The organism is Soonwooa sp. T0.1_25, from assembly GCF_057652215.1.
In genome coordinates this window covers 357111-377242 of record NZ_JBYFBZ010000002.1, presented here as the reverse complement: position 1 = coordinate 377242, position 20132 = coordinate 357111, and the positions used below count along the sequence as shown (strand labels likewise).

Annotated in this window: 18 protein-coding genes and 2 pseudogenes; 13 read left to right on the top strand and 7 right to left on the bottom strand. The window is 34.9% G+C overall.

The genetic code is table 11. The features are described from left to right. Positions 1 to 11 precede the first annotated feature (11 nt). From AC23MB_RS04850 to AC23MB_RS04830, 5 genes are all read left to right on the top strand, one after another. The gene (locus AC23MB_RS04850) at positions 12 to 1148 is read left to right on the top strand and encodes an inorganic phosphate transporter (RefSeq protein ID WP_312322427.1); all 1137 of its coding nucleotides are present in this window, start codon (positions 12 to 14) and stop codon (positions 1146 to 1148) included. Between the two features lie 141 nt (positions 1149 to 1289). Next, a complete protein-coding gene (locus AC23MB_RS04845; RefSeq protein WP_313027763.1) occupies positions 1290 to 2261 on the top strand; it encodes a polyprenyl synthetase family protein in 972 nt (323 codons plus the stop codon). 3 nt (positions 2262 to 2264) lie between these two features. Beyond that, the gene (locus tag AC23MB_RS04840; RefSeq protein WP_313027767.1) at positions 2265 to 3230 is read left to right on the top strand and encodes a GSCFA domain-containing protein; all 966 of its coding nucleotides are present in this window, start codon (positions 2265 to 2267) and stop codon (positions 3228 to 3230) included. 301 nt (positions 3231 to 3531) lie between these two features. Beyond that, the gene (locus tag AC23MB_RS04835; RefSeq protein WP_313027770.1) at positions 3532 to 4299 is read left to right on the top strand and encodes a TatD family hydrolase; all 768 of its coding nucleotides are present in this window, start codon (positions 3532 to 3534) and stop codon (positions 4297 to 4299) included. Positions 4300 to 4301: 2 nt separating this feature from the next. Then, positions 4302 to 5441 (top strand): 1-acyl-sn-glycerol-3-phosphate acyltransferase, encoded by a 1140-nt coding sequence (locus AC23MB_RS04830; protein ID WP_487786653.1) that lies wholly within the window; start codon positions 4302 to 4304, stop codon positions 5439 to 5441. Between the two features lie 60 nt (positions 5442 to 5501). Here the strand turns inward: AC23MB_RS04830 and AC23MB_RS04825 are convergent, their stop codons facing one another. The 5 genes from AC23MB_RS04825 to AC23MB_RS04805 form a co-directional block, all read right to left on the bottom strand. After that, on the bottom strand, positions 5502 to 6770 hold the full coding sequence (locus AC23MB_RS04825; RefSeq protein ID WP_487786652.1) for a DEAD/DEAH box helicase: 1269 nt from the start codon (positions 6768 to 6770) through the stop codon (positions 5502 to 5504). Positions 6771 to 6856: 86 nt separating this feature from the next. Continuing rightward, on the bottom strand, positions 6857 to 7345 hold the full coding sequence (locus AC23MB_RS04820) for a DUF6438 domain-containing protein (protein ID WP_312322434.1): 489 nt from the start codon (positions 7343 to 7345) through the stop codon (positions 6857 to 6859). 153 nt (positions 7346 to 7498) lie between these two features. Continuing rightward, complete coding sequence (gene obgE, locus AC23MB_RS04815) at positions 7499 to 8482, bottom strand: GTPase ObgE (RefSeq protein WP_312322435.1); 984 nt, start codon at positions 8480 to 8482, stop codon at positions 7499 to 7501. A 96-nt stretch (positions 8483 to 8578) separates the two neighbouring features. Beyond that, a complete protein-coding gene (locus AC23MB_RS04810) occupies positions 8579 to 9160 on the bottom strand; it encodes an adenylate kinase (RefSeq protein ID WP_079666244.1) in 582 nt (193 codons plus the stop codon). A gap of 47 nt (positions 9161 to 9207) precedes the next feature. Beyond that, positions 9208 to 9762, bottom strand: a complete 555-nt coding sequence (locus tag AC23MB_RS04805) for a phosphoribosyltransferase (RefSeq protein ID WP_079666245.1) — start codon at positions 9760 to 9762, stop codon at positions 9208 to 9210. 135 nt (positions 9763 to 9897) lie between these two features. Here AC23MB_RS04805 and AC23MB_RS04800 point away from each other — a divergent pair, with 135 nt between their 5' ends. The 6 genes and pseudogenes from AC23MB_RS04800 (at position 9898) to hisIE (ending at position 15178) form a co-directional block, all read left to right on the top strand. Beyond that, the gene (locus AC23MB_RS04800; protein ID WP_374330954.1) at positions 9898 to 10791 is read left to right on the top strand and encodes a T9SS type A sorting domain-containing protein; all 894 of its coding nucleotides are present in this window, start codon (positions 9898 to 9900) and stop codon (positions 10789 to 10791) included. A gap of 251 nt (positions 10792 to 11042) precedes the next feature. Beyond that, positions 11043 to 12207, top strand: a pseudogene (hisD, locus tag AC23MB_RS04795) (histidinol dehydrogenase). A 10-nt stretch (positions 12208 to 12217) separates the two neighbouring features. Continuing rightward, the gene (gene hisC / locus AC23MB_RS04790) at positions 12218 to 13234 is read left to right on the top strand and encodes a histidinol-phosphate transaminase (protein WP_312322386.1); all 1017 of its coding nucleotides are present in this window, start codon (positions 12218 to 12220) and stop codon (positions 13232 to 13234) included. Positions 13235 to 13352: 118 nt separating this feature from the next. Then, positions 13353 to 13709, top strand: a complete 357-nt coding sequence (locus AC23MB_RS04785; protein WP_374330952.1) for a four helix bundle protein — start codon at positions 13353 to 13355, stop codon at positions 13707 to 13709. Positions 13710 to 13838: 129 nt separating this feature from the next. Then, positions 13839 to 14591: pseudogene (gene hisF, locus AC23MB_RS04780) on the top strand (imidazole glycerol phosphate synthase subunit HisF). Further along, positions 14588 to 15178, top strand: a complete 591-nt coding sequence (hisIE, locus tag AC23MB_RS04775; protein ID WP_374330950.1) for a bifunctional phosphoribosyl-AMP cyclohydrolase/phosphoribosyl-ATP diphosphatase HisIE — start codon at positions 14588 to 14590, stop codon at positions 15176 to 15178. Before hisF ends, hisIE begins: the two are co-directional and overlap by 4 nt. Positions 15179 to 15280: 102 nt before the next feature. On the opposite strand, the gene AC23MB_RS04770 is transcribed toward hisIE, so the two are convergent. Further along, entirely contained in the window at positions 15281 to 15634 is a 354-nt protein-coding gene (locus AC23MB_RS04770; protein ID WP_374330948.1) for a diacylglycerol kinase family protein, read from the bottom strand. A 335-nt stretch (positions 15635 to 15969) separates the two neighbouring features. Between AC23MB_RS04770 and dnaN the strand changes: the two genes are divergently transcribed. Then, complete coding sequence (dnaN, locus tag AC23MB_RS04765; RefSeq protein ID WP_079666257.1) at positions 15970 to 17100, top strand: DNA polymerase III subunit beta; 1131 nt, start codon at positions 15970 to 15972, stop codon at positions 17098 to 17100. A 150-nt stretch (positions 17101 to 17250) separates the two neighbouring features. Beyond that, positions 17251 to 19653, top strand: coding sequence for a phenylalanine--tRNA ligase subunit beta (gene pheT / locus AC23MB_RS04760; RefSeq protein WP_419310925.1), 2403 nt, complete (start codon positions 17251 to 17253; stop codon positions 19651 to 19653). 61 nt (positions 19654 to 19714) lie between these two features. Here pheT and AC23MB_RS04755 read toward each other — a convergent pair whose 3' ends face one another. Then, positions 19715 to 20080: a hypothetical protein gene (locus AC23MB_RS04755; protein ID WP_487786651.1), complete on the bottom strand. Its 366-nt coding sequence runs from the start codon at positions 20078 to 20080 to the stop codon at positions 19715 to 19717. Positions 20081 to 20132: the final 52 nt, after the last annotated feature.

Sequence of the window (20132 nt, the reverse complement as noted above, 5' to 3'; positions counted from 1 at the left end):
AATAAAAAAGAATGGATTTTCCAATTTTACTAATTGTTATTATTGCGTTAGCATTAATATTTGACTATATCAACGGTTTTCACGATGCAGCTAACTCGATTGCAACCATCGTTTCAACCAAAGTTTTAACACCGTTCCAAGCAGTTTTATGGGCTGCCGTTTGGAACTTCGCAGCCTTTTTTATTGCTGCTTACGTCATTGGCGAATTCAAGATTGGTAACACGATTGCGAAAACCGTCAACGAAAACTATATTAATCTCGAAGTGATATTTGCAGGTCTTATCGCTGCAATTGCTTGGAATCTTTTAACATGGTGGTTTGGTATTCCGTCATCATCGTCACATACTTTGATTGGTGGATTTATCGGTGCTGCGTTGATGCATGCTTTGTATTTGGATTATCATGCTATAAGTGTAGCGCATCCAGATCTTGGGTTTTTCGAAACTTTGGGACAAGCTTTTAAGCAACTCTTTACACAAGATGTTGTTAAATTTAAAGTCGTTATTCCTATTTTCTTGTTCATATTCATGGCGCCGTTAATCGGTATGATTATTTCGATTATTATCACGTTAATCATTATTCAACTTTATAAAAGATCAAATCCTCATAAAGCCGAAAGACAGTTTAAGAAAATGCAGTTGGTTTCTTCAGCTTTATTCAGTCTTGGTCATGGTCTTAACGATGCTCAAAAAGTAATGGGTATTATTGGAGCAGCGGTTATCTATTACCACGTTAATATGTTGCAAGATCAATATGCATTAATGGATGCTGCCGAAAGATTTAACTTCTTTACAGAACATTATATTTGGGTGCCTTTGGTATCTTTCTTAGCAATCGCATTAGGAACTATGAGTGGTGGCTGGAAGATTATCAAAACAATGGGTACACGTATTACAAAGGTGACGCCTTTAGAAGGTGTATCTGCTGAGACTGCTGGTGCGATTACCTTATTTATCACAGATCACTTTGGTATTCCGGTATCAACAACGCATACAGTTACAGGATCTATCATCGGTGTAGGTTTAACAAAACGTATTTCTGCAGTTAGATGGGGTGTTACTGTTAGCTTACTTTGGGCTTGGATTCTTACAATCCCGATTAGTGCGCTTGTTGCAGGGGTTACATATCTTATTGTTATCGCATTTTAAGTTTTTTTAAACTTTAAATTAAAATACAAACTTTGTCTTCTCTTGAGGGCAAAGTTTTTTGTTTTTAATCGTTTTTCATAATACTTTTGATTGACTTAAACCGTTTTAAAATTGTATTTTTGTGTCAAATTAAATACGACTATGAGTTTTTTAGATAAATACCAAAATATCGTTTCTGAAGCCGTTGAAAAGCATGTCTTCTTGGACAAACCAGAAGAACTTTATGCCCCAATGAATTACATTATGTCACACGGTGGCAAGCGTATGAGACCTATTATGGTTCTTATGGCGTGTGATCTTTTTGGTGGTAAGTTAGAAGATGCGATTAAGCCAGCTTTGGCGATTGAGTATTTTCATAACTTCACGTTGATACATGACGACATTATGGACGAGGCACCACTTCGTCGTAATAAGGCGACAATACATACGCTTTATGGTCTTAATATCGGAATTTTGTCAGGCGATAATTTGTTGTTTAAAGCTTATCAATATTTTTTAGATTTAGAACCTGTTCTTTTTAAAAAATGTCTTAAAATATTTACAGATACCGGGATTGTTGTTTGCGAAGGGCAACAATACGATGTTAATTTTGAAAGTATGAACGATGTTAGTCATGACGATTACATCAAGATGATTACTTACAAAACAGGTTCTCTTAGTGCTGCCTCGTTGCAGATTGGTGCGCTTATCGCTGGTGCGAGTGACGACGATGCAGAGTCTATTTACAACTTCGGAAAACATTTAGGCATCGCATTCCAGATTATGGATGATTATTTAGATGTGTATGGTGATCAGGCTGCAGTTGGTAAAAAACATGCTGGTGACATCTACGAAAATAAAAAAACAATTCTATATCTAACCGCTTTACAAAATGCTAATGAGGAAGAGCGTAAAGAATTAGATTATTGGTACACCAAAAAAACTGATAATGTTGACAAAATCTACGGTGTCGAAAAGATTTTCCGTATGACAAAGGTTGAAGAGAAAGTCCTTCGTTTGGTACATCAACACAGCGAAATTGCTTTAGAATATTTAAATAAAATCGATGTTCCTGCGGAGAATAAAAAACCGCTTTTGGAACTTGCAGAATATCTATTAAAAAGAGAAAAGTAAATCATGATTTTCAGAACAGAAGTTGACATTAATGTCGTTGAAGAAAAAATCCAAATCGAAGATTCTATATTTTCGATAGGTTCATGTTTCGCCTCCGAAATTAGTTCCAAATTAGCGGATGGACAGCTCAAAACTTTTCACAATCCGTTTGGGACTTTGTTCAATCCGTTTGCGATTAATAAAGCATTTCAGAAGATTTATGCAGGGAAAGATTACACCGAAGCAGATCTTATTTTAGCCAACGATTTGTTCATGAGTCTCGATCATCATTCGTCTTTTGACTCGCGTTATGCGCACAAAACTTTGGAACAAATCAACTCAAAACTTCAATCTGCCAACGACTTTTTGCAAACTTCAAAATGGGTGATTGTCACTTACGGTAGCGCATTTATTTATGAGTTTTTACCAAAGAATAAAATCGCTGCCAATTGTCATAAGATTCCGCAAAAATTCTTTAATAAAAGATTGCTTTCCAATGACGAGCTTCGTCAAAATATTGCAGAAAGCATCGAGTGTATTAAGGATATTTGTCCTGACAATGTGCAGATTTTGTTCAGCTTGTCCCCTGTTCGTCACACCAAAGATGGCATGACAGAAAATAGCCTTAGCAAAGCGAAATTATTGACTGCAATCCACGATGTCATCCCGAATTATAGCAACTGTCATTATCTTCCGATTTATGAAATATTGATGGACGATTTGCGCGATTATCGCTTTTACAAAGACGATATGTTGCACCCGAATACGCAAGCGGTTCAGTATGTTTGGGAGAAATTTGGAAACGCATTTTTCGATGACGAAACCAAAATTTTCATTAACGAAAACAGTAAAATCCAATCTGCGCTTCAACATAAATCTTCTGATGAAGAAGGGCCAAAACATCAAAAGTTTTTAGAAAGTTTAAAACAGAAAATCAATACGCAACGTCAAAAAGTTAAACATCCGATTTTCTCAGATTTAGATTTTTAGGGCAGCTATTTCCGCCTTCCACTCTCGCTTTTTTGCGTCGCAACGCTTTGTAAAAAGAGCTCCGTTCAAGTCGGGCTGCGGATTTCGGATAATTAGAGAGTTTGGATTCAAGAGTTAATATTCGTGAATTACGAATTAAGATTTACAAATTAGGATTTATGAATTAGGATTTATGAATTAGGATTTATGAATTACGAAATAAGAATTACGATTTTTAAATACACAAAAATCCAATAACCGACAACTGACAACTAACAATTAAACCAAATACTGACAACTGCGAACCAACAACAACCAAAAAATGATTGATACACATACGCATTTATATTCAGAACAATTCGATGACGATAGAACAGAGATGATTCAGCGTGCTTTAGACAAAGGCGTAGAAAAGTTTATGTTACCAGCTATCGATTCCGAAACGCATGAAAAAATGCTCACTTTAGAAGCCGATTATCCCAACCAAATGTTTGCAATGATGGGACTTCATCCTTGTTCGGTACAACCAGAATCTTGGGAAAAAGAACTCGAGATTGTAAAAAACTATATCGACCAAAGAGATTATGTTGCCATTGGAGAAATCGGAATTGATCTTTATTGGGACAAATCAACTTTGGACATTCAAGTAAAAGCTTTTGAACAACAAATCGATTGCGCGATAGAAAAAGATTGGCCAATTGTGATCCATACTCGTGAAAGTTTTGACGAAACTTTCGAGGTTCTCGACCGTAAAAAACATCCAAAACTTCGTGGGATTTTCCATTGTTTTTCAGGAGATTTAGACCAAGCCAAACGCGCTATAGATTTAGGCTTTATATTGGGGATTGGTGGTGTTGTAACTTTTAAAAACGGAAAAATTGATCAATTCCTTAACGAAATTCCGTTGGATAAAATAGTTTTAGAAACAGATTCGCCTTATCTTGCGCCCGTTCCGCATCGTGGGAAGCGCAACGAAAGTTCTTATGTAGAATTGGTTGCTGGGAAGTTGGTAGACATTTATGGACTTTCATTTAAAGAAATTAACAAAGCGACCACCGAGAACGCATTAAAAATATTTGGAATTAAATAATTATGGATTCTTTTTTAGATTCAATTCGATTTTATAATAAAGAAGAGGTACAACCGGCATTGCAATCTATGGCAAAACATCCGATGATGCTGGCTTTGTTGCAATTCACGTTTCCCAATAAATCGGAGGACGACATTGCAGAAATTTTAGCATCAATTGATAGTATCGAAGATTTTCAAGATAAAGTGATTAGCCATTGTATTCGCACTATTTTGAAGCAATCTTCGGAAGGATTAACCGTTTCGGGTTTAGAAAATTTAGATAAAAATAAAACATATCTTTTTATCTCAAATCACCGCGATATCGTTCTGGATACGAGTTTAATCAATTTGGCTTTACTCGAGAATGGCTTTCAGTTAACGGCTTCTGCTATTGGTGATAATTTGGTACAGCGCGATATCTTTATGGTCTTAGCAAAGTTGAACCGTAACTTTTTGGTGAAGCGTGATGTATCGGCACGCGAACTCTTAAAGAGTAGTCAACTAATGTCCGATTACATCAAAGATTTAATCCTAAAGCAACATCAGTCGGTCTGGATTGCACAACGCGAAGGTCGTACCAAAGATGGTAACGATATGACGCATCCGGGCGTTCTTAAGATGATTGCGATGACCAACGGAAAAGACGAAGTTTGCGAGTATTTTAAAAGCTTAAACATCGTGCCCGTAAGCATTTCGTATGAATATGATCCAACGGATAAATTGAAAACTTATAAGGCGATTCAAGCGCAAAAATCAGAAGTTGTTGTTAAGTCTAAAAACGAGGATTTCGAAAATGTAATGGCGGGTGTTTTAGGACAAAAAAAACGAATCCATATTCATTTTGGAGACGTTCTTAATGATACGTTGGAGGTTATTAAATCGAATGCCGAAAACAATAACCAGAAGATCCAGTTGCTTGCAGAGTCGATTGATAAAGCGATTATCGGTAATTATCATTTATTCCCGAATAATTTTATTGCTTTGGATCTTTTGAAAGAAAGTGATGATTTCGCAAAATATTATAATCAGGAAGAAAAAGACTTGTTTAACAGAAGAATGTCTTGGAGTATTGATGCTAAAGATGTGGCGATTAAAACACATTTTTTGAGCCATTATGCCAATCCCGTGATCAACAAAATAAAACTCGGTTTCGAATTTTAAAATTTAAGTTTAAACCAAAAAATAAAACGTCATAAGTTAATTGCTTATGACGTTTTTTTGTTATCTGTTGCCTTGTCTAGAACTTTTTTTGTAATAATTCTTTTTCGCGGCTTTTTGTTTTTCTTGTGTGTTGGACGGTCGTTGCGATCTAGCAGCCATTGGTTTGTTATTGCTATCGCGCTTTTGCTCCACTAAATTATCTGTGTGGTAAGGATGATCTTTTTCCACAGGAATTTTTTTACCGATTAATTTTTCGGTGTTTCGTAGGTTAACAAGATCCAATCCATCAACAAAAGAGAAAGAAGTTCCTTCATTACCCGCACGTCCTGTACGACCAATTCTGTGTACATAAGTTTCGGAAACGTCGGACAATTCGAAGTTTAAAACATATTTTAGTTCGTCAATGTCAATACCACGAGCAGCAATGTCTGTCGCTACAAGAACACGCGTTTTTTTCGATTTAAAATTGTTAAGCGCATTTTGTCTTTGGTTTTGGGATTTGTTGCCGTGGATGGCTTCTGCAGAGATTTTCGCTTTGTGAAGACTTCTTGCAATTTTGTCCGCCCCATGTTTGGTTCTCGCAAATACCAAAAGTTGATCAATTTTTTGATCCTTTAAAATGTGAATTAAAAGATCTAATTTATCGTTTTTCTCTACCAAAAATACACTCTGCTGAATGGTATCTGCCGTTGACGAAACTGGCGTTACTTCAACTTTAACAGGATTGTGAAGAATGCTGTTGGCAAGTGCGCTAATCTCTTTAGGCATCGTTGCTGAGAAGAAAAGCGTTTGTCTTTTTTGAGGGATAAGTTTGATAACTTTTTTAACATCGTGAACAAATCCCATGTCCAACATTCTGTCCGCTTCATCCAATACAAAAATCTCTAAATCTTTTAGACTGATGATTCTTTGGTTGATGAAATCTAGCAATCGACCGGGCGTTGCGATAAGTACATCGACACCTTTTCTAAGGCTAGCTTCTTGGGCGCCTTGTTTAACACCACCAAAAATTACTAAAGATTTTAATGGTAAATCACTACCATAATCTTTGAAGTTTTCTTCAATTTGGATGGCTAATTCTCGCGTTGGCGTTAGGATTAGTGCTTTTATTTTTTTGTTGGTAGGCGAATACCTAGACATTAAATTTTGTAAAATTGGAATCGCAAAAGCTGCGGTTTTTCCTGTTCCCGTTTGGGCGCAACCCAAAAAGTCTTGTCCTTTAAGAATGGTCGGAATCGCTTTTTCCTGAATCGGGGTTGGCGTTTCGTATCCTATTTTTTGAACAGCTTTAATGATGGGTTCTATAAGGTTGAGGTCTGTGAAATTCAAATGAAAATATTTAATTTTAAAAAAAAGAAATTCCTTCACGGTGAAGGAATCTGATTGTGCAAAGTTAAGTTAAATAAAATAAAGACTTATTCTACTTTTTTCCAATCTTGATTTTTTCTAAGATCGGCTATAAATTTATAAACTTCGGCTAGTTCTTTAGTTCCATTTTTACCATAATCTTCAATGTTTTTTGATGAACCATCTTTATAATTAAGTCGAAGAAAACTTGTTGGTAAATCCGAAATATTGTGATTTCCATACTTATCATTAAGGCTTTTTGCATTAAGACTGTCAAGCATTGTAACTAATTTTGAGTAATCTTCGGCCTTGATAGTTGTTTTAAAAGTACCTTCTTTTGGTTTTGAAAAATCATCTTTAGAATGTCCTTCTCCAAAATTAAAACGTTCAGCTTCGAAAACTGCCGTTCTATCATGATTAATTGTCAATTTAAAAACAGAACAAAAACCAAAGCAAGGTGTCGTTTCGTATTCTATTTTAGAATAATTTGATGTGCTTTTTTGAGTCTGACAAGACATTAAAACCACAAATGCGAAAAGACTTAATAGATATTTCATAACTTTTATTTTGAAAAGAGGTTTCAATTTTCGTTCCAAAAAATTATTTAAATCGATAACCTAAATCGACTTGGAAAATTGATTTTTATTTTAGGTCTACTGTCGATAAAGTTTAAAGTTAAAGAAAATAATTACAATGAAATATCGCGTTTGTTATCCGTGTAGTTTTTTCCAGATAGCGTCTTTCAGCTCCATCAATCCTTCACCAGTAACACCTGAGAAGAAGATTGGCTTTTTGCCTTCTGGGAATTCTGCTGAGATTTCAGCTTTTAATTCGTCATCCAACAAATCTGCTTTCGAAACCGAAATAATATATTCTTTATCCAAAAGTTCGGGATTATATTCTTTCAATTCGTTTTCTAAAATCTCAAATTCTTTATAATGATTTTCAGAATCTGCAGGAATTAAAAAGAGTAGGATAGAGTTACGCTCGATATGACGTAGGAAGCGGTGACCAAGACCTTTTCCTTCCGCTGCACCTTCGATAATACCCGGAATATCTGCCATTACAAAAGATTTGTAATTTCTGTAATCGACAATTCCTAAGTTAGGTGTAAGCGTTGTAAATGCGTAGTTCGCGATTTTTGGTTTAGCCGCAGAAACTGAAGCTAGAAGCGTCGATTTACCAGCATTTGGAAAACCAACAAGACCAACATCCGCAAGGATTTTTAGTTCGAAAATAACAAAACCTTCTTCGCCTGGAAGTCCAGGTTGTGCGTATCTCGGCGTTTGGTTGGTAGATGATTTGAAATGTTCGTTACCAAGTCCACCTTTACCACCTTTCATAATGATGATTTCTTGACCATCTTCTAGGATTTCGCCTAGGATTTCGCCTTCCTCATTTTTAGCAATCGTACCGATTGGGACGTTGATGTAGATATCTTCGCCAGCTGCACCAGTTAACTGATTTTTAGCACCGTTTTCACCACGACCAGCTTTCACGTGACGTGTGTAACGAAGCGGAAGAAGCGTCCATTCGTGACAGTTACCTCTCATGATGATATCGCCACCACGACCACCATCGCCACCGTCAGGACCACCTTTCGGAATGTATTTTTCACGACGAAGGTGGGCAGAACCTGCACCTCCATGACCTGATGTACAATGAATTTTAACGTAATCTACAAAATTGGACATTTGTTCTCTTTTTTAATTATATATGATAAATTATGAGTTATGAATTTAGAAATAAGTACAAACCTAACTCATAATTTATAACTCATAACTTAAAAATTACTTTGTAATTTTTTCAACTTCAGCAAAAAGTTTTTCAGCGATTTCTGATATTTCTCCAATACCATTAACCTCTACATATTTGCCTTGCTGTTTGTATAGTTCTGCAACTTCTGCCGTTTTCGCATAATATTCTTTGATGCGGTTACGGATAATTTCTTCGTTGCTGTCGTCAGTTCTTCCACTTGTTTCGCCTCTTTTCAAAAGACGTTGCACAAGCGTTTCGTCTTCAACAACTAGGGCAAGACAAATCGTAATGTCAGCATTTAGTTCTTCTTTTACAATTTGTTCTAAAGCTTCCGTTTGTTTTGCTGTTCTTGGGAAACCATCAAAGATGTAGCCAGCAGCGTCAGACGGTTTTCTTAGTTCGTCCACCAACATATCAATGGTCACTTGGTCTGGTACTAACTCGCCTTTGTCGATATAAGACTTTGCAAGTTTTCCTAGTTCTGTTTCATTTTTGATATTGAATCTGAAAAGGTCGCCAGTCGAAACTTGTTTTAGATTAAATTTTTCAATCAAATGTTGCGCTTGCGTTCCTTTTCCGCTTCCCGGAGGGCCGAATAATACTAAGTTAATCATTTCTTATTTAGATTTATTTGGAATACGATGCGAGACCGTATAGAAATTTAATGGTTGATACTTCCGTCTTCTAGTTGATAAAGATCCTTTAGGTTTCTTCCCAACTCATCATAATCCAATCCGTAGCCTAAAACAAATTTGTTAGGTATTTCTTTCCCAACATAATCGATCTTGAATTCTTTTTTGTAAACATCCGGTTTTAGTAACAAAGATGCTACTTTAATCGATTTTGGACGTTGTGTTTCTTTAAAATAAGTGAAAAGATTTTCGATTGTATTACCAGTATCCACAATGTCTTCCATCAAGATGATGTGACGGTCTTTGATGTCTTTTGTTAGCTCCATCTCTTTGAAGACAATCCCCGAAGATTCTGTCCCAACATAAGAACTCATCTTGATAAAACCAAGTTCGCACTCGCCAGGATAAGCTTTGATAAAATCAGAGAAAAACTGAATAACACCGCTTAAAACCCCGATGAAAACTGGACGTTCGTCTTTGTATTCTTCATAGACTTCTTTCGCCATTCTATCGACGATTGTTAAGATTTCTTCGTGCTTTAGATAAGGGACAAAAGATTTGTCGTGAACTTTTATACTTTCCATAATTTTTTAAGAAAGCACAAAATTAAGCATTTTAATTTATTATTAATAATTAGAAATATGACTTATGTAAGAATATTAAAATTTTTGAGTCTGTTTGAAAACTTTATTTATTTTTGCAGCCCTTTAACTATTAATATGAATAAAAAATTACTTATTTCTACACTTTCGATATTGTTGTTTAGCAATACTATTTCTGCACAAGAAACCAAAATCTCTTTTGAAACTTCGGAAGGCTTTAACCTTGGAAACTTCCATGGACAAAAAGCTTGGAGCAATTGGGGTTACGTTGATGAGACTCATTCGCAAGTTGTTAATACGATTGCAACGGACGGCGCAAACTCGGTTGCTGTTATCGCAGATGAAACCCAAGAAGAGAATTGGGGCGGCATTTTCCATGACGCACCGGCTTATAATAGAATGTCAATTTCGGCAGATATTTATCTGGATAATCTCAATTCTGCTGATTACGATATGTTGTCGCTATACAGTATGGATGTTGATGAATACGAGCGTCTGGGAGGATTTTATTATAGTTATGATGCTACTTTAGAAGTTGGCAATGACACGACAATTGTTACCAAAACTTGGCAAGCTAAAAAATGGTATAACCTAAAAGTAAATATCGATTTTACTACGAAAAAGATTGAATATTATATTGACAATGTTAAGATTACAACTTCGACTTTTAATTCTCAAATTAACTCGATTAAAGAGTTTGATTTTGAGTTCGATAACTATAAATCGGGTTTCAAAGTGGATAATGTAAAAATCCAAAATCTTGACAATCTGGCAACTTCCGAAATTGATAAAAATATGATTCAAGTTTATCCAAATCCAAGTTCTGACTTTATCAATATGAAAGGCATAAAAGATGTAGAACAAATTTCAATTTTCGATGGAAGCGGAAATTTATTTTATCAATCAAATTCTGCAATGCCGATCGATGTTAAAGCTTGGAAATCTGGTTTGTATTTAATTAAGATTAAAACTAAAACTACCGAAGCTACAACTAAATTTATCAAACAATAAATTATATTAGGAAATTTTTAGAAAAATATTTTTTTCGGTTAAAAATTATTTCTAAACTTGTTTCATCAAAATAACAGAAATGTATAACAATCAATTACATCATTATTATCATCATACTTGCACTCAGGCAAGCTGATAATGATATGTAGTTGACAAAAAATATCAAAATCCCGTTTGAGTAAATCGAACGGGATTTTTTATTTTTAATCGGCAGAATCCGCGATTTACTCAGACTTTAATTCAAAAATAAAATGAGTAAACTAAAAATTGCCATTCAAAAAAGCGGACGACTTTACGAAGATTCCATCAAGCTTTTGCGCGACTGCAGCATTTTTTACAATGACGGTAAACACCAACTGAAGGTTTTCGTAGACAATTTTCCATTGGAGATTTTCTATTTGCGCAACTCCGATATTCCGCAATATCTCGAAGATGGCGTCGTAGATGTCGCGATAGTTGGCGAAAATCTTTTGATCCAAACGTCTAAGAAAATTGACGTTGTCGAACATCTAGGATTTTCGAAATGTCGTGTATCAATGGCGGTTCCAAAAGATATTGATACAGATGATTTGTCTTATTTTAATTCAAAAAAAATTGCAACCTCTTATACGAATACGCTTCTTCGCTTTCTGGACGAGAATAACATTAAAGCTGATATTCACGTCATTTCTGGTTCGCAAGCGATTGCTGCGATGACTTTTGGGACAGAAACAATTCCTCAAGTTTATAAAATTTTTGGTCCCGGAAATCAGTGTGCAACTGCTGCGAAAGAAATGGCGACCGAATTTGGTGTTGCGATTGATATGCCTGCAGGTCCGAGCGAAGTTTTGGTAATCGCTGATAAACAAACGATTCCTGAGTTTTTGTGCGGCAGATTTGTTATCGCAAGCAGAACACGGCGCCGATAGTCAAGTTGTTTTTATTTCTGACAACGAACGGGTTTTTGAAGAAACTTTAAACGAGTTAAAATCGCAGATGCAGAATTTAACTCGCAAAGATTTGGCAGAAAAAGCCGTTGAAAATAGTCAATTTATTTTGGTCGAAAATTTATCCGAAGCTTTTGAAATCTCCAATCTTTATGCGCCAAAGCATTTGATTTTAGCTGTAGAAAATCCAGAGAATTGGAGTTCTAAAATTGTTAATACAGGTTCGGTTTTTTTAGGAAATTATTCTTGCGAAAGTGCTGGCGATTATGCTTCTGGAATGAATCATACTTTGCCAACCAATTCATTTGCTAGAAGTTATTCTGGCGTTTCTTTAGATTCTTTTTTAAAGAAAATTACTTTTCAAAATATTACAAAACAAGGTATTCAGAACCTTGGAAAAACCATCCAAATCATGGCAGAAGCAGAAGGACTTTTTGCGCATAAAAATGCTGTGACACATCGATTAAATCAAATCAATCAAAACAAATAAATCTTAAAAAGTGGAAAATCCGATACAAAAATTTGTTCGACCAAATATTCTTGCGCTTCAACCTTATATTAGTTTTAGAGATACTTTGTCAGACGGCGATTACACGCTTTTGGATGCTAACGAAAATCCGTTTGGGACTTTTAATCGTTATCCAGATTCGACTCAGAAAAAATTAAAGCAAAAACTTTCCGAGATTAAAAATGTACCAAGTTCACAAATTGCTCTAGGAAATGGAAGTGATGAGATGATTGACCTTATTATTAAAATTTTTTGTGATCCAAAAAAGGATGCAATTGTTGTGATGAATCCATCTTTTGCGATGTATAGTTTCTATGCAACAATTAATGAAAACAAGATTGTCACACTTGATTTAGATACTAATTTTCAATTGCAAAAAGAAGAATATTTAAATAAAGCTAAAGAGTCAAGTGCGAAAGTTTTGTTCTTGTGTTCGCCCAACAATCAAACAGGAAATTCAATTGACGATTTAGAATTTTATATTAAAAACTTTGATGGAATTGTCGTTGTTGATGAAGCTTACATTGAGTTTTCAAATCAAACATCGATTTTAGAAAAGTTAAATGAATTTGAAAACCTAATTGTTTTACAATCCCTTTCAAAAGCTCGTGCTTTAGCAGGTTTGCGAATTGGGATGGCGTTGTCTTCGGAGTTTATTATTTCTTTAATTAACAAAACAAAAGCGCCTTATAATATCAGTGAAGTCATCATGAAAATGGCACTTCAAGAACTGGAAAAAGTCGATGAATACAAAAGTCGTTTACAAGAAGTTTTGGTTCAGAAAAGTATTTTGAAGCAAGCTTTTGAAAATTCTTCAAGTATTAAAAAAGTTTACGATTCAGATGCTAATTTTTTCTTGGTTGAAGTCGAAAACTGTGAAGCTTTTTACGACAATTTAATTCAAGCGAAAATATTGTGTAGCAAACGTTTTCCCACAATTCCGAATGCTTTAAGGATAAATGTTGGAACTGCCGAAGAAAATCAAAAATTGATACAAATTTTAAAGTAAGAATTTTGATTTACGATTGATGATTTAGCGATTTACGAATTGTAAATTCAATTTAAAATCAAGATCGCAATTGAATTATTCGTAAATTAATGAATCTAAAATCGTAAATATTTGACACATGCAAGAATTAATTAAAAAACGAACAAAACAAGTTGGGGTTGATGTGATTCTTTTGATTGATGAATTTCCAAATTCTATTGCTATAAGGGTAATTGCTATTCAACTTGTTAGATGTGCGACTTCTGTAGGAGCGAATTATCGTGCAGCTTGTCGAGCAAAATCAACAGCTGATTTTATTAATAAACTAAAAATTGTTGAAGAGGAAACTGACGAGACTATTTTTTGGTTGGAGATTTTAGAGGAATCTAACTTATTTCAATCAACTAAGATTAAAGGTTTGAAACTTGAGCTTAATGAAATTTTGTCAATTGTTGTTAGTTCAATAAAAACCTTAAGAAATAAACAAAATAAATGATTTACGATTTTTAATTTACGATTAAAGATTTAGCGATTTGAGATTAAATTGTAAATCAAAAATCCAACATCGTAAATCTGAATTTCCAAATCGTAGATCTAAAAACAAATAATTGTAAATACAAAAAATGTGTTAAAGAAAAGAATCATTCCGTGTCTTGATATCAAAGATGGGAGAACGGTGAAAGGTGTCAATTTTGTTGGCTTGCGCGATGCTGGCGATCCTGTAGAATTGGCGATAAAGTATGTTGATGAAGGCGCTGATGAATTGATGTTTTTGGATATTTCGACAACTTTAGAAAAGCGAAAAACTCTTGCCGAAATGGTAAAAAAAATTCCAGCTGCGATTAATATTCCGTTTACTGTCGGTGGCGGGATTAATTCTGTGGAAGATTCTTCGACGGTTATTAATGCAGGTGCTGATAAAGTTTCGGTAAATTCTTCGGCGGTAAAAAATCCGCAATTGATTACTGATTTATCGACGCAGTTTGGTTCGCAATGTATCGTTGTTGCGGTAGATACACGCAATGTCAACGTAACACAAAAAGTCTTTGTGAGTGGTGGGAAAGAGGAAACCGATTGGGGAACTTTGGATTGGGTAAAGGAAGTAGAAAAAAGTGGTGCTAGCGAAATTCTGTTAACCTCGAGGGTGGTGACGGGACAAAAGCGGGTTTCCGAATTGATATTACAAATCGGGTTTCCGAAAGTGTTAACATTCCTGTTATTGCTTCTGGTGGCGCAGGGAAAATGGAAGATTTCGCGGAAGTTTTTAACAAGACAAAAACAAGTGGCGGATTGGCTGCAAGTGTTTTTTTACATTGGTGAAATTCCGATCCCTAAACTTAAAAATTCTTTGAAACACCAAAATATAGCAATACGATGAACATTGATTTTAATAAAACTAGTGATGGCTTAGTTCCGGTGATTATTCAGAATTATCTTAATAATCAGGTTTGGATGTTGGGTTATATTAACGAGGATGCTGTTAATAAAACTCAAGAACTTGGAAAAGTGATATTTTTTTCGCGATCCAAAAATAGATTGTGGACAAAAGGAGAGGAGTCAGGTAATTTTTTAGAAGTAAAATCGCTGGCTTTGGATTGTGATAACGACACGATTTTAATAAAAGCAAAACCTTTTGGACCGACGTGTCATACGGCATCTGTGACTAGTTTTAATGAAGTTTCGAATCATGATTTTATTTATGAATTGGAACAAACTATCAATGACCGAATCGACTTTGATAACCAGGAATCTTATACGAATAAATTGTTTAAAAAAGCAATCAATAAAGTTGCGCAAAAAGTTGGTGAAGAAGCTGTGGAATTGGTGATAGAAGCAAAAGATAGCAACGATGATTTGTTTTTAAATGAAGCCGCAGATTTGATGTATCATTATTTAATTCTTTTAAAAGCTAAAGGTTTTCAACTTGACGATGTTGAAAATGTTTTAAAATCTAGGGAAAAATAAAATTAGAAGTTAGGAATTAGGAATTAGGAATTAGGAATTAGGAATTAGGAATTAGGAATTAGGAATTAGGAATTAGGAATTAACTTTGCCATAAAGCAACAACTAAAATAAATATTTCCCGTACACCAAAATACCAACAACGACGGCTAGGATAGAAGCGATTAAAACGGCTGCGCCAGCAATATCTTTTATAACTCCAATTCGTTTGTCAAAATTAGGTTCGATAAAATCACAAATTTGCTCAATACAAGTGTTAAGCGCTTCAGCAATCATAACACCAAAAGTGATACTAAGAACAGCGATAATTTCCCAAGTCTGAAGTTTGAAATAGAAAATCAAGATGAGGTTAAAAAGAAGTCCCAAACAATGGATTTGGAAATTTCTCTCGTTTTTTAACAACCAAAAGAGACCTTTAAAAGTGTAATAAAAGCTCTTATGTAAAGGTGGTTTTTTCATGAGAAAAATTTTATTTTTTGTTAAATCTTAAAATTCTTCACAAATATAGTTAAATCCTAAAATTGTAGAGTTTGTTTAAATTTTATTGCTAAAATTTTTATTATCAATTTTGGATGGATTTTTTGTTTCGTGTGTAAAGATTTAGCGGGCTAAATCAAAAATAGAAAATCAAAAATAGGCGCAAAAGGGCATTGAAAATTTAGCAAAGATGCTTTTGTGACTTGTTAATTTTATGTTTCGATAAAATTTTAAACTCACTCTTGGTAATTAATTACAAATCAGACCGCCAATTTGCCATAATTTTTTATCTTTGTGAATCGAAATAATTAGCTTTTATGAGATTTATTGTTGCCAGTGGCGAATTGCAAAAAGCCTTACAGACAGTTAGTGGTGTGATTTCTGGTTCGCAATCCAGACCAATTTTGGAAAATTACCTTTTTGAATTAGATCAAAATAATTTAAGAATTACAGCTTCCGACGGAGAAACAACTTTGATAACTTCTATCGAGGTAATGTCTGACGATGCTGGAAAAATGGCGGTTCCTGCCAAAATCTTCCAAGATTTCTTAAAGACTTATGGCGAACAACCATTGACATTAGTCGTTAAGGATGCACCAGAAGGTAACGGTAGCGTTTTAGAAATTTTGGATGAGAAAGATAACTTCTCTGTTGCACTTGACAATGCAGAAGATTATCCAGAATTGCCAGAGTTTGACGCTTCTCAAAAAGTGGTTATGCCAGGTGGCGTTTTGGCAGATGCGTTGAGCAATACGTTGTTTGCGACAAGTAACGACTCACTTCGTCCAGTTATGACGGGCGTTTTGTTCCAATTTGCAGAAAACGAAACCAACTTCGTGTCAACGGATTCTCATAGATTGGTGGTTTACAAGCGAACAGATCTTGCAAATGCAGAACCAATGGAATTCATCATGCCGAAAAAACCGTTGGCGATTTTCAAAAACATCTTGAACAATTCTGTTGATGAAGTTGTTATTGAGTTTAACGAAAACATGGCGAAGTTCACGTTTGGTAATAATATTTGGATCTGTCGTTTGATTGACGGGAAATATCCTAACTACAACGCGGTTATTCCGAAAGAAAATCCAAATGTCTTGACGATTAACAGAAACTTGTTGTTAAGTTCTATCCGTAGAGCATCGATTATGTCGAACAAATCTACAAACCAAGTGAGATTCAAGCTTTCGGGCAACGTTCTTCACTTGCATGCAGAGGATACAGAATTTGCGAACAAAGCGGATATGCAAATCCCTTGCGATTATAACGGAGAAGATATTAATATAGGTTTCAGTTCTAAGTTTTTAACAGAAATGTTATCTGTTTTGGGTGCTGACGATATCACTTTCAAAATGTCTCAGCCGAATCGTCCAGGTATCATCGAGCCAATTGATGGACTCGAAGACAACGAAAACATCTTGATGTTATCCATGCCGGTTATCGGATTATAAAGTTTAAAAAACAGAAAATAACAATTTGAGATTTGAAAAATTCAGGTCTCAAATTTTGTTTAAAATAAGATTTTATTACAGAAGCGTTTTTGAGTTTTTATTAAATCAAATCTTAAAATATCAGCCTTCTAAAAATTCAAATTCAGAATAATGAAAATTTCAAATAATTGGCTTAAAGATTATATTAAAACCAATTTGACTACGGAAAAAATCGGTCAGTTTCTTACAGATATTGGTCTGGAGATAGAAGTTATCGACAAGTACGAAAGCGTTAAAGGAAATCTCGAAGGCATCATTGTAGGGAAAGTTTTGACTTGTGAAAAACATCCTAATGCGGACAAGTTGAGCAAAACAACAGTTGATGTAGGTAACGGAAAAATCCTTGACATCGTTTGTGGTGCGCCCAATGTTGCTGCTGGACAAATAGTTCCTGTTGCGGTTGTAGGAACAAAAATCTATGATAAAACTGGAAATTTTTTCGAAATTAAAAAAGCAAAAATCCGTGGCGAAGTTTCGGAAGGAATGATCTGTGCTGAGGACGAACTTGGTTTGTCAGACGATCACGGCGGCATCATGGTTTTGGATGAAGCTAAATATAAAGTAGGAGAGAATTTCGCAAAGTATTTTGAGTTAATTAATGATGAGGTTTACGAAGTTGGTTTAACGCCAAACCGTACCGATGGAATGTCGCATTATGGTGTTGCAAGAGATTTACACGCTTATTTGTCGTCCAATGCTTTTCCGTCAGAGTTAGAGAAATTATCGACTGTAGCTTTGACTTCAGAAGGTTCTCACGATTTCCAAATCGATATCGAAAATACAGAATTGACGCCACGTTATCTTGGTGCTGTTGTTGAAGGACTTAAAGTTGAAGAGTCGCCATCTTGGCTTAAAGATCGATTGAAAGCGATTGGTCTTGCGCCGATTAATAATGTTGTGGATATTACCAATTATATTTTGCACAGCTATGGTCAGCCTTTGCACGCTTTTGATGCTGATAAAATTGCTGGGCACAAAGTGATTGTTGGGACGTCACCAGAAGGAACGGTTTTCAAAACTTTGGATGGTGTAGAGCGAAAATTAAAGGGCACCGAAATCATGATTAAAGACGGAAACCAAAATCCAATGTGTATTGCTGGCGTTTTTGGCGGTGAAGAAAGTGGTGTTTCGGATTCTACGACTAAGATATTTTTAGAAAGTGCTTACTTCAATCCGGTTGCGGTGAGAAAAGCTTCTAAAGCGCACGGACTTAATACTGACTCATCTTTCAGATTTGAGAGAGGTGTTGATCCTAATAATACAAAAACAGTTTTGACAAAAGCTGTTAAAATGTTGGAGGAAATTGCTGGTGGTAAATTGGTTGGCGAAATTTTAGAATCTTATCCCACGAAGATTGAACCTTTCTATGTGGTACTTCGTTACTCTAAAGTTGATCAAATTTTAGGTGTTAAAATTCACCGCGAAAAAATAAAAGAGATTCTTAAATCTTTAGAAATTACGGTTCTTAACGAAATCACAAATGGACTAGAATTGTCTGTTCCTGCGTATCGTGCGGATGTAACGCGAGAAATTGACGTTATCGAAGAAATCTTGCGTATTTACGGTTATAACAAAATTGAAGCGCCGAAGAAAACGTCTTTCACAACGGTTAGTTTGAATTTGGATGATCAAGATGCTTTAGAAAACGCTTGGGCAAGAACTTTGCAAAGTCAAGGTTTTAACGAAGTAATGAACAACTCTTTGACTTCTGTTAAAGACGAAACCAACGCTGTTAAGCTTCTTAATCCGCTAAGTAATGAACTTTCGACAATGAGAAAATCTTTGTTAGAAGGACTTTTACAAAATGCGGCTTATAACATTAATCGTAAGAATCCAGATATTAAGTTTTTTGAATTAGGGAAAATTTATCACAAATTCGAAAAATATGAAGAAAGAAAACAATTGGCGATTTTAACATCGGGAAGAAACGTTTCCGAAAACTGGTTGCAACCAAAAAGTGCTACAGATTTCTTTATGTTGAAAGCTTATGTTAAAATTCTTCTTGATAAATTAAATATCAAAACAACAGAAAAAGCTTTGGAAGATGCACGTTTTTCGGATGCTTTAGAAATTGTTTCGGGTGACAAAACTTTGGTGAGATTAGGAAAAGTAGCGCCAGCTTTACTTAAAGATGCAGACATGGATCAAGATGCTTTCTACGCAGAAATCGAATTGGGAAATTGTCAATCTTTAAGAAATACAGGGAATTTTAAATTTGTAGATATTCCGAAGTTTAACAAGATTAGAAGAGATTTAGCGATGTTGGTTGACAAGTCGGTGACTTATGCAGGATTGTACGAATTGGCGAAAAAGAACAAATCGCCTTTCTTAAGAGAAATCAACTTGTTCGACGTTTACGAAGGGAAAAATTTGCCAGAAGGTAAAAAATCTTATGCCATGAGTTTTGAACTTCTTAACGAAGAAAAAACGTTGGAAGATAAAGATATTTCGGAAGTGATGAATTCATTGATTAAATCCTTCCAAAAAGAATATAATGCAGAACTAAGAGGTTAATTTTTTTAGTTTAGTAAAAATAAAAGTCCAAAGTTATTCGCTTTGGACTTTTTTATTGGTTTTAAAATTTGACTTGCGAATCGATACCGCTGTCAGTTTCTTTGATGTTAATATCTGGCGTATTTGAAATTTGTGCTGCTGCAAGAACCTCAATTCTTTTTTTGAGATCCTCATAATTGCTAGCTTCCTGAATCGTCATATTGTTAAACAGATAGGTTTTGTTAACATCATTTTTATTAAAAATTTCAGAAACCGAATATGCATGTGCGTCATCTCTAATTTGTACACTCGCCAAAAAATGCTCGTCGCTACTGTTATTGAGGTATACGATGTACTGTGATCCGTCGATGCCTGCATTTTCTAAATCGCTTTCTAGCGTTTTGTAGTTGCTATGATTATTAAATAATCCTATGATAATACTTGCCATAATTTGAATTTTTATTGGTGTTATATTTTTAGATTATCAAAAACCGAACAAC

What these genes read in the sequence shown, in the direction of transcription:
- AC23MB_RS04800 (WP_374330954.1), top strand. Translation starts at nt 9,898, where the DNA reads ATGAATAAAAAATTACTTATTTCTACACTTTCGATATTGTTGTTTAGC.
- AC23MB_RS04785 (WP_374330952.1), top strand. Translation starts at nt 13,353, where the DNA reads ATGCAAGAATTAATTAAAAAACGAACAAAACAAGTTGGGGTTGATGTG.
- AC23MB_RS04845 (WP_313027763.1), top strand. Translation starts at nt 1,290, where the DNA reads ATGAGTTTTTTAGATAAATACCAAAATATCGTTTCTGAAGCCGTTGAA.
- AC23MB_RS04810 (WP_079666244.1), bottom strand. Translation starts at nt 9,160, where the DNA reads ATGATTAACTTAGTATTATTCGGCCCTCCGGGAAGCGGAAAAGGAACG.
- hisIE (WP_374330950.1), top strand. Translation starts at nt 14,588, where the DNA reads ATGAACATTGATTTTAATAAAACTAGTGATGGCTTAGTTCCGGTGATT.
- dnaN (WP_079666257.1), top strand. Translation starts at nt 15,970, where the DNA reads ATGAGATTTATTGTTGCCAGTGGCGAATTGCAAAAAGCCTTACAGACA.
- AC23MB_RS04770 (WP_374330948.1), bottom strand. Translation starts at nt 15,634, where the DNA reads ATGAAAAAACCACCTTTACATAAGAGCTTTTATTACACTTTTAAAGGT.
- AC23MB_RS04835 (WP_313027770.1), top strand. Translation starts at nt 3,532, where the DNA reads ATGATTGATACACATACGCATTTATATTCAGAACAATTCGATGACGAT.
- AC23MB_RS04820 (WP_312322434.1), bottom strand. Translation starts at nt 7,345, where the DNA reads ATGAAATATCTATTAAGTCTTTTCGCATTTGTGGTTTTAATGTCTTGT.
- obgE (WP_312322435.1), bottom strand. Translation starts at nt 8,482, where the DNA reads ATGTCCAATTTTGTAGATTACGTTAAAATTCATTGTACATCAGGTCAT.
- pheT (WP_419310925.1), top strand. Translation starts at nt 17,251, where the DNA reads ATGAAAATTTCAAATAATTGGCTTAAAGATTATATTAAAACCAATTTG.
- AC23MB_RS04850 (WP_312322427.1), top strand. Translation starts at nt 12, where the DNA reads ATGGATTTTCCAATTTTACTAATTGTTATTATTGCGTTAGCATTAATA.
- AC23MB_RS04840 (WP_313027767.1), top strand. Translation starts at nt 2,265, where the DNA reads ATGATTTTCAGAACAGAAGTTGACATTAATGTCGTTGAAGAAAAAATC.
- AC23MB_RS04830 (WP_487786653.1), top strand. Translation starts at nt 4,302, where the DNA reads ATGGATTCTTTTTTAGATTCAATTCGATTTTATAATAAAGAAGAGGTA.
- AC23MB_RS04805 (WP_079666245.1), bottom strand. Translation starts at nt 9,762, where the DNA reads ATGGAAAGTATAAAAGTTCACGACAAATCTTTTGTCCCTTATCTAAAG.
- AC23MB_RS04755 (WP_487786651.1), bottom strand. Translation starts at nt 20,080, where the DNA reads ATGGCAAGTATTATCATAGGATTATTTAATAATCATAGCAACTACAAA.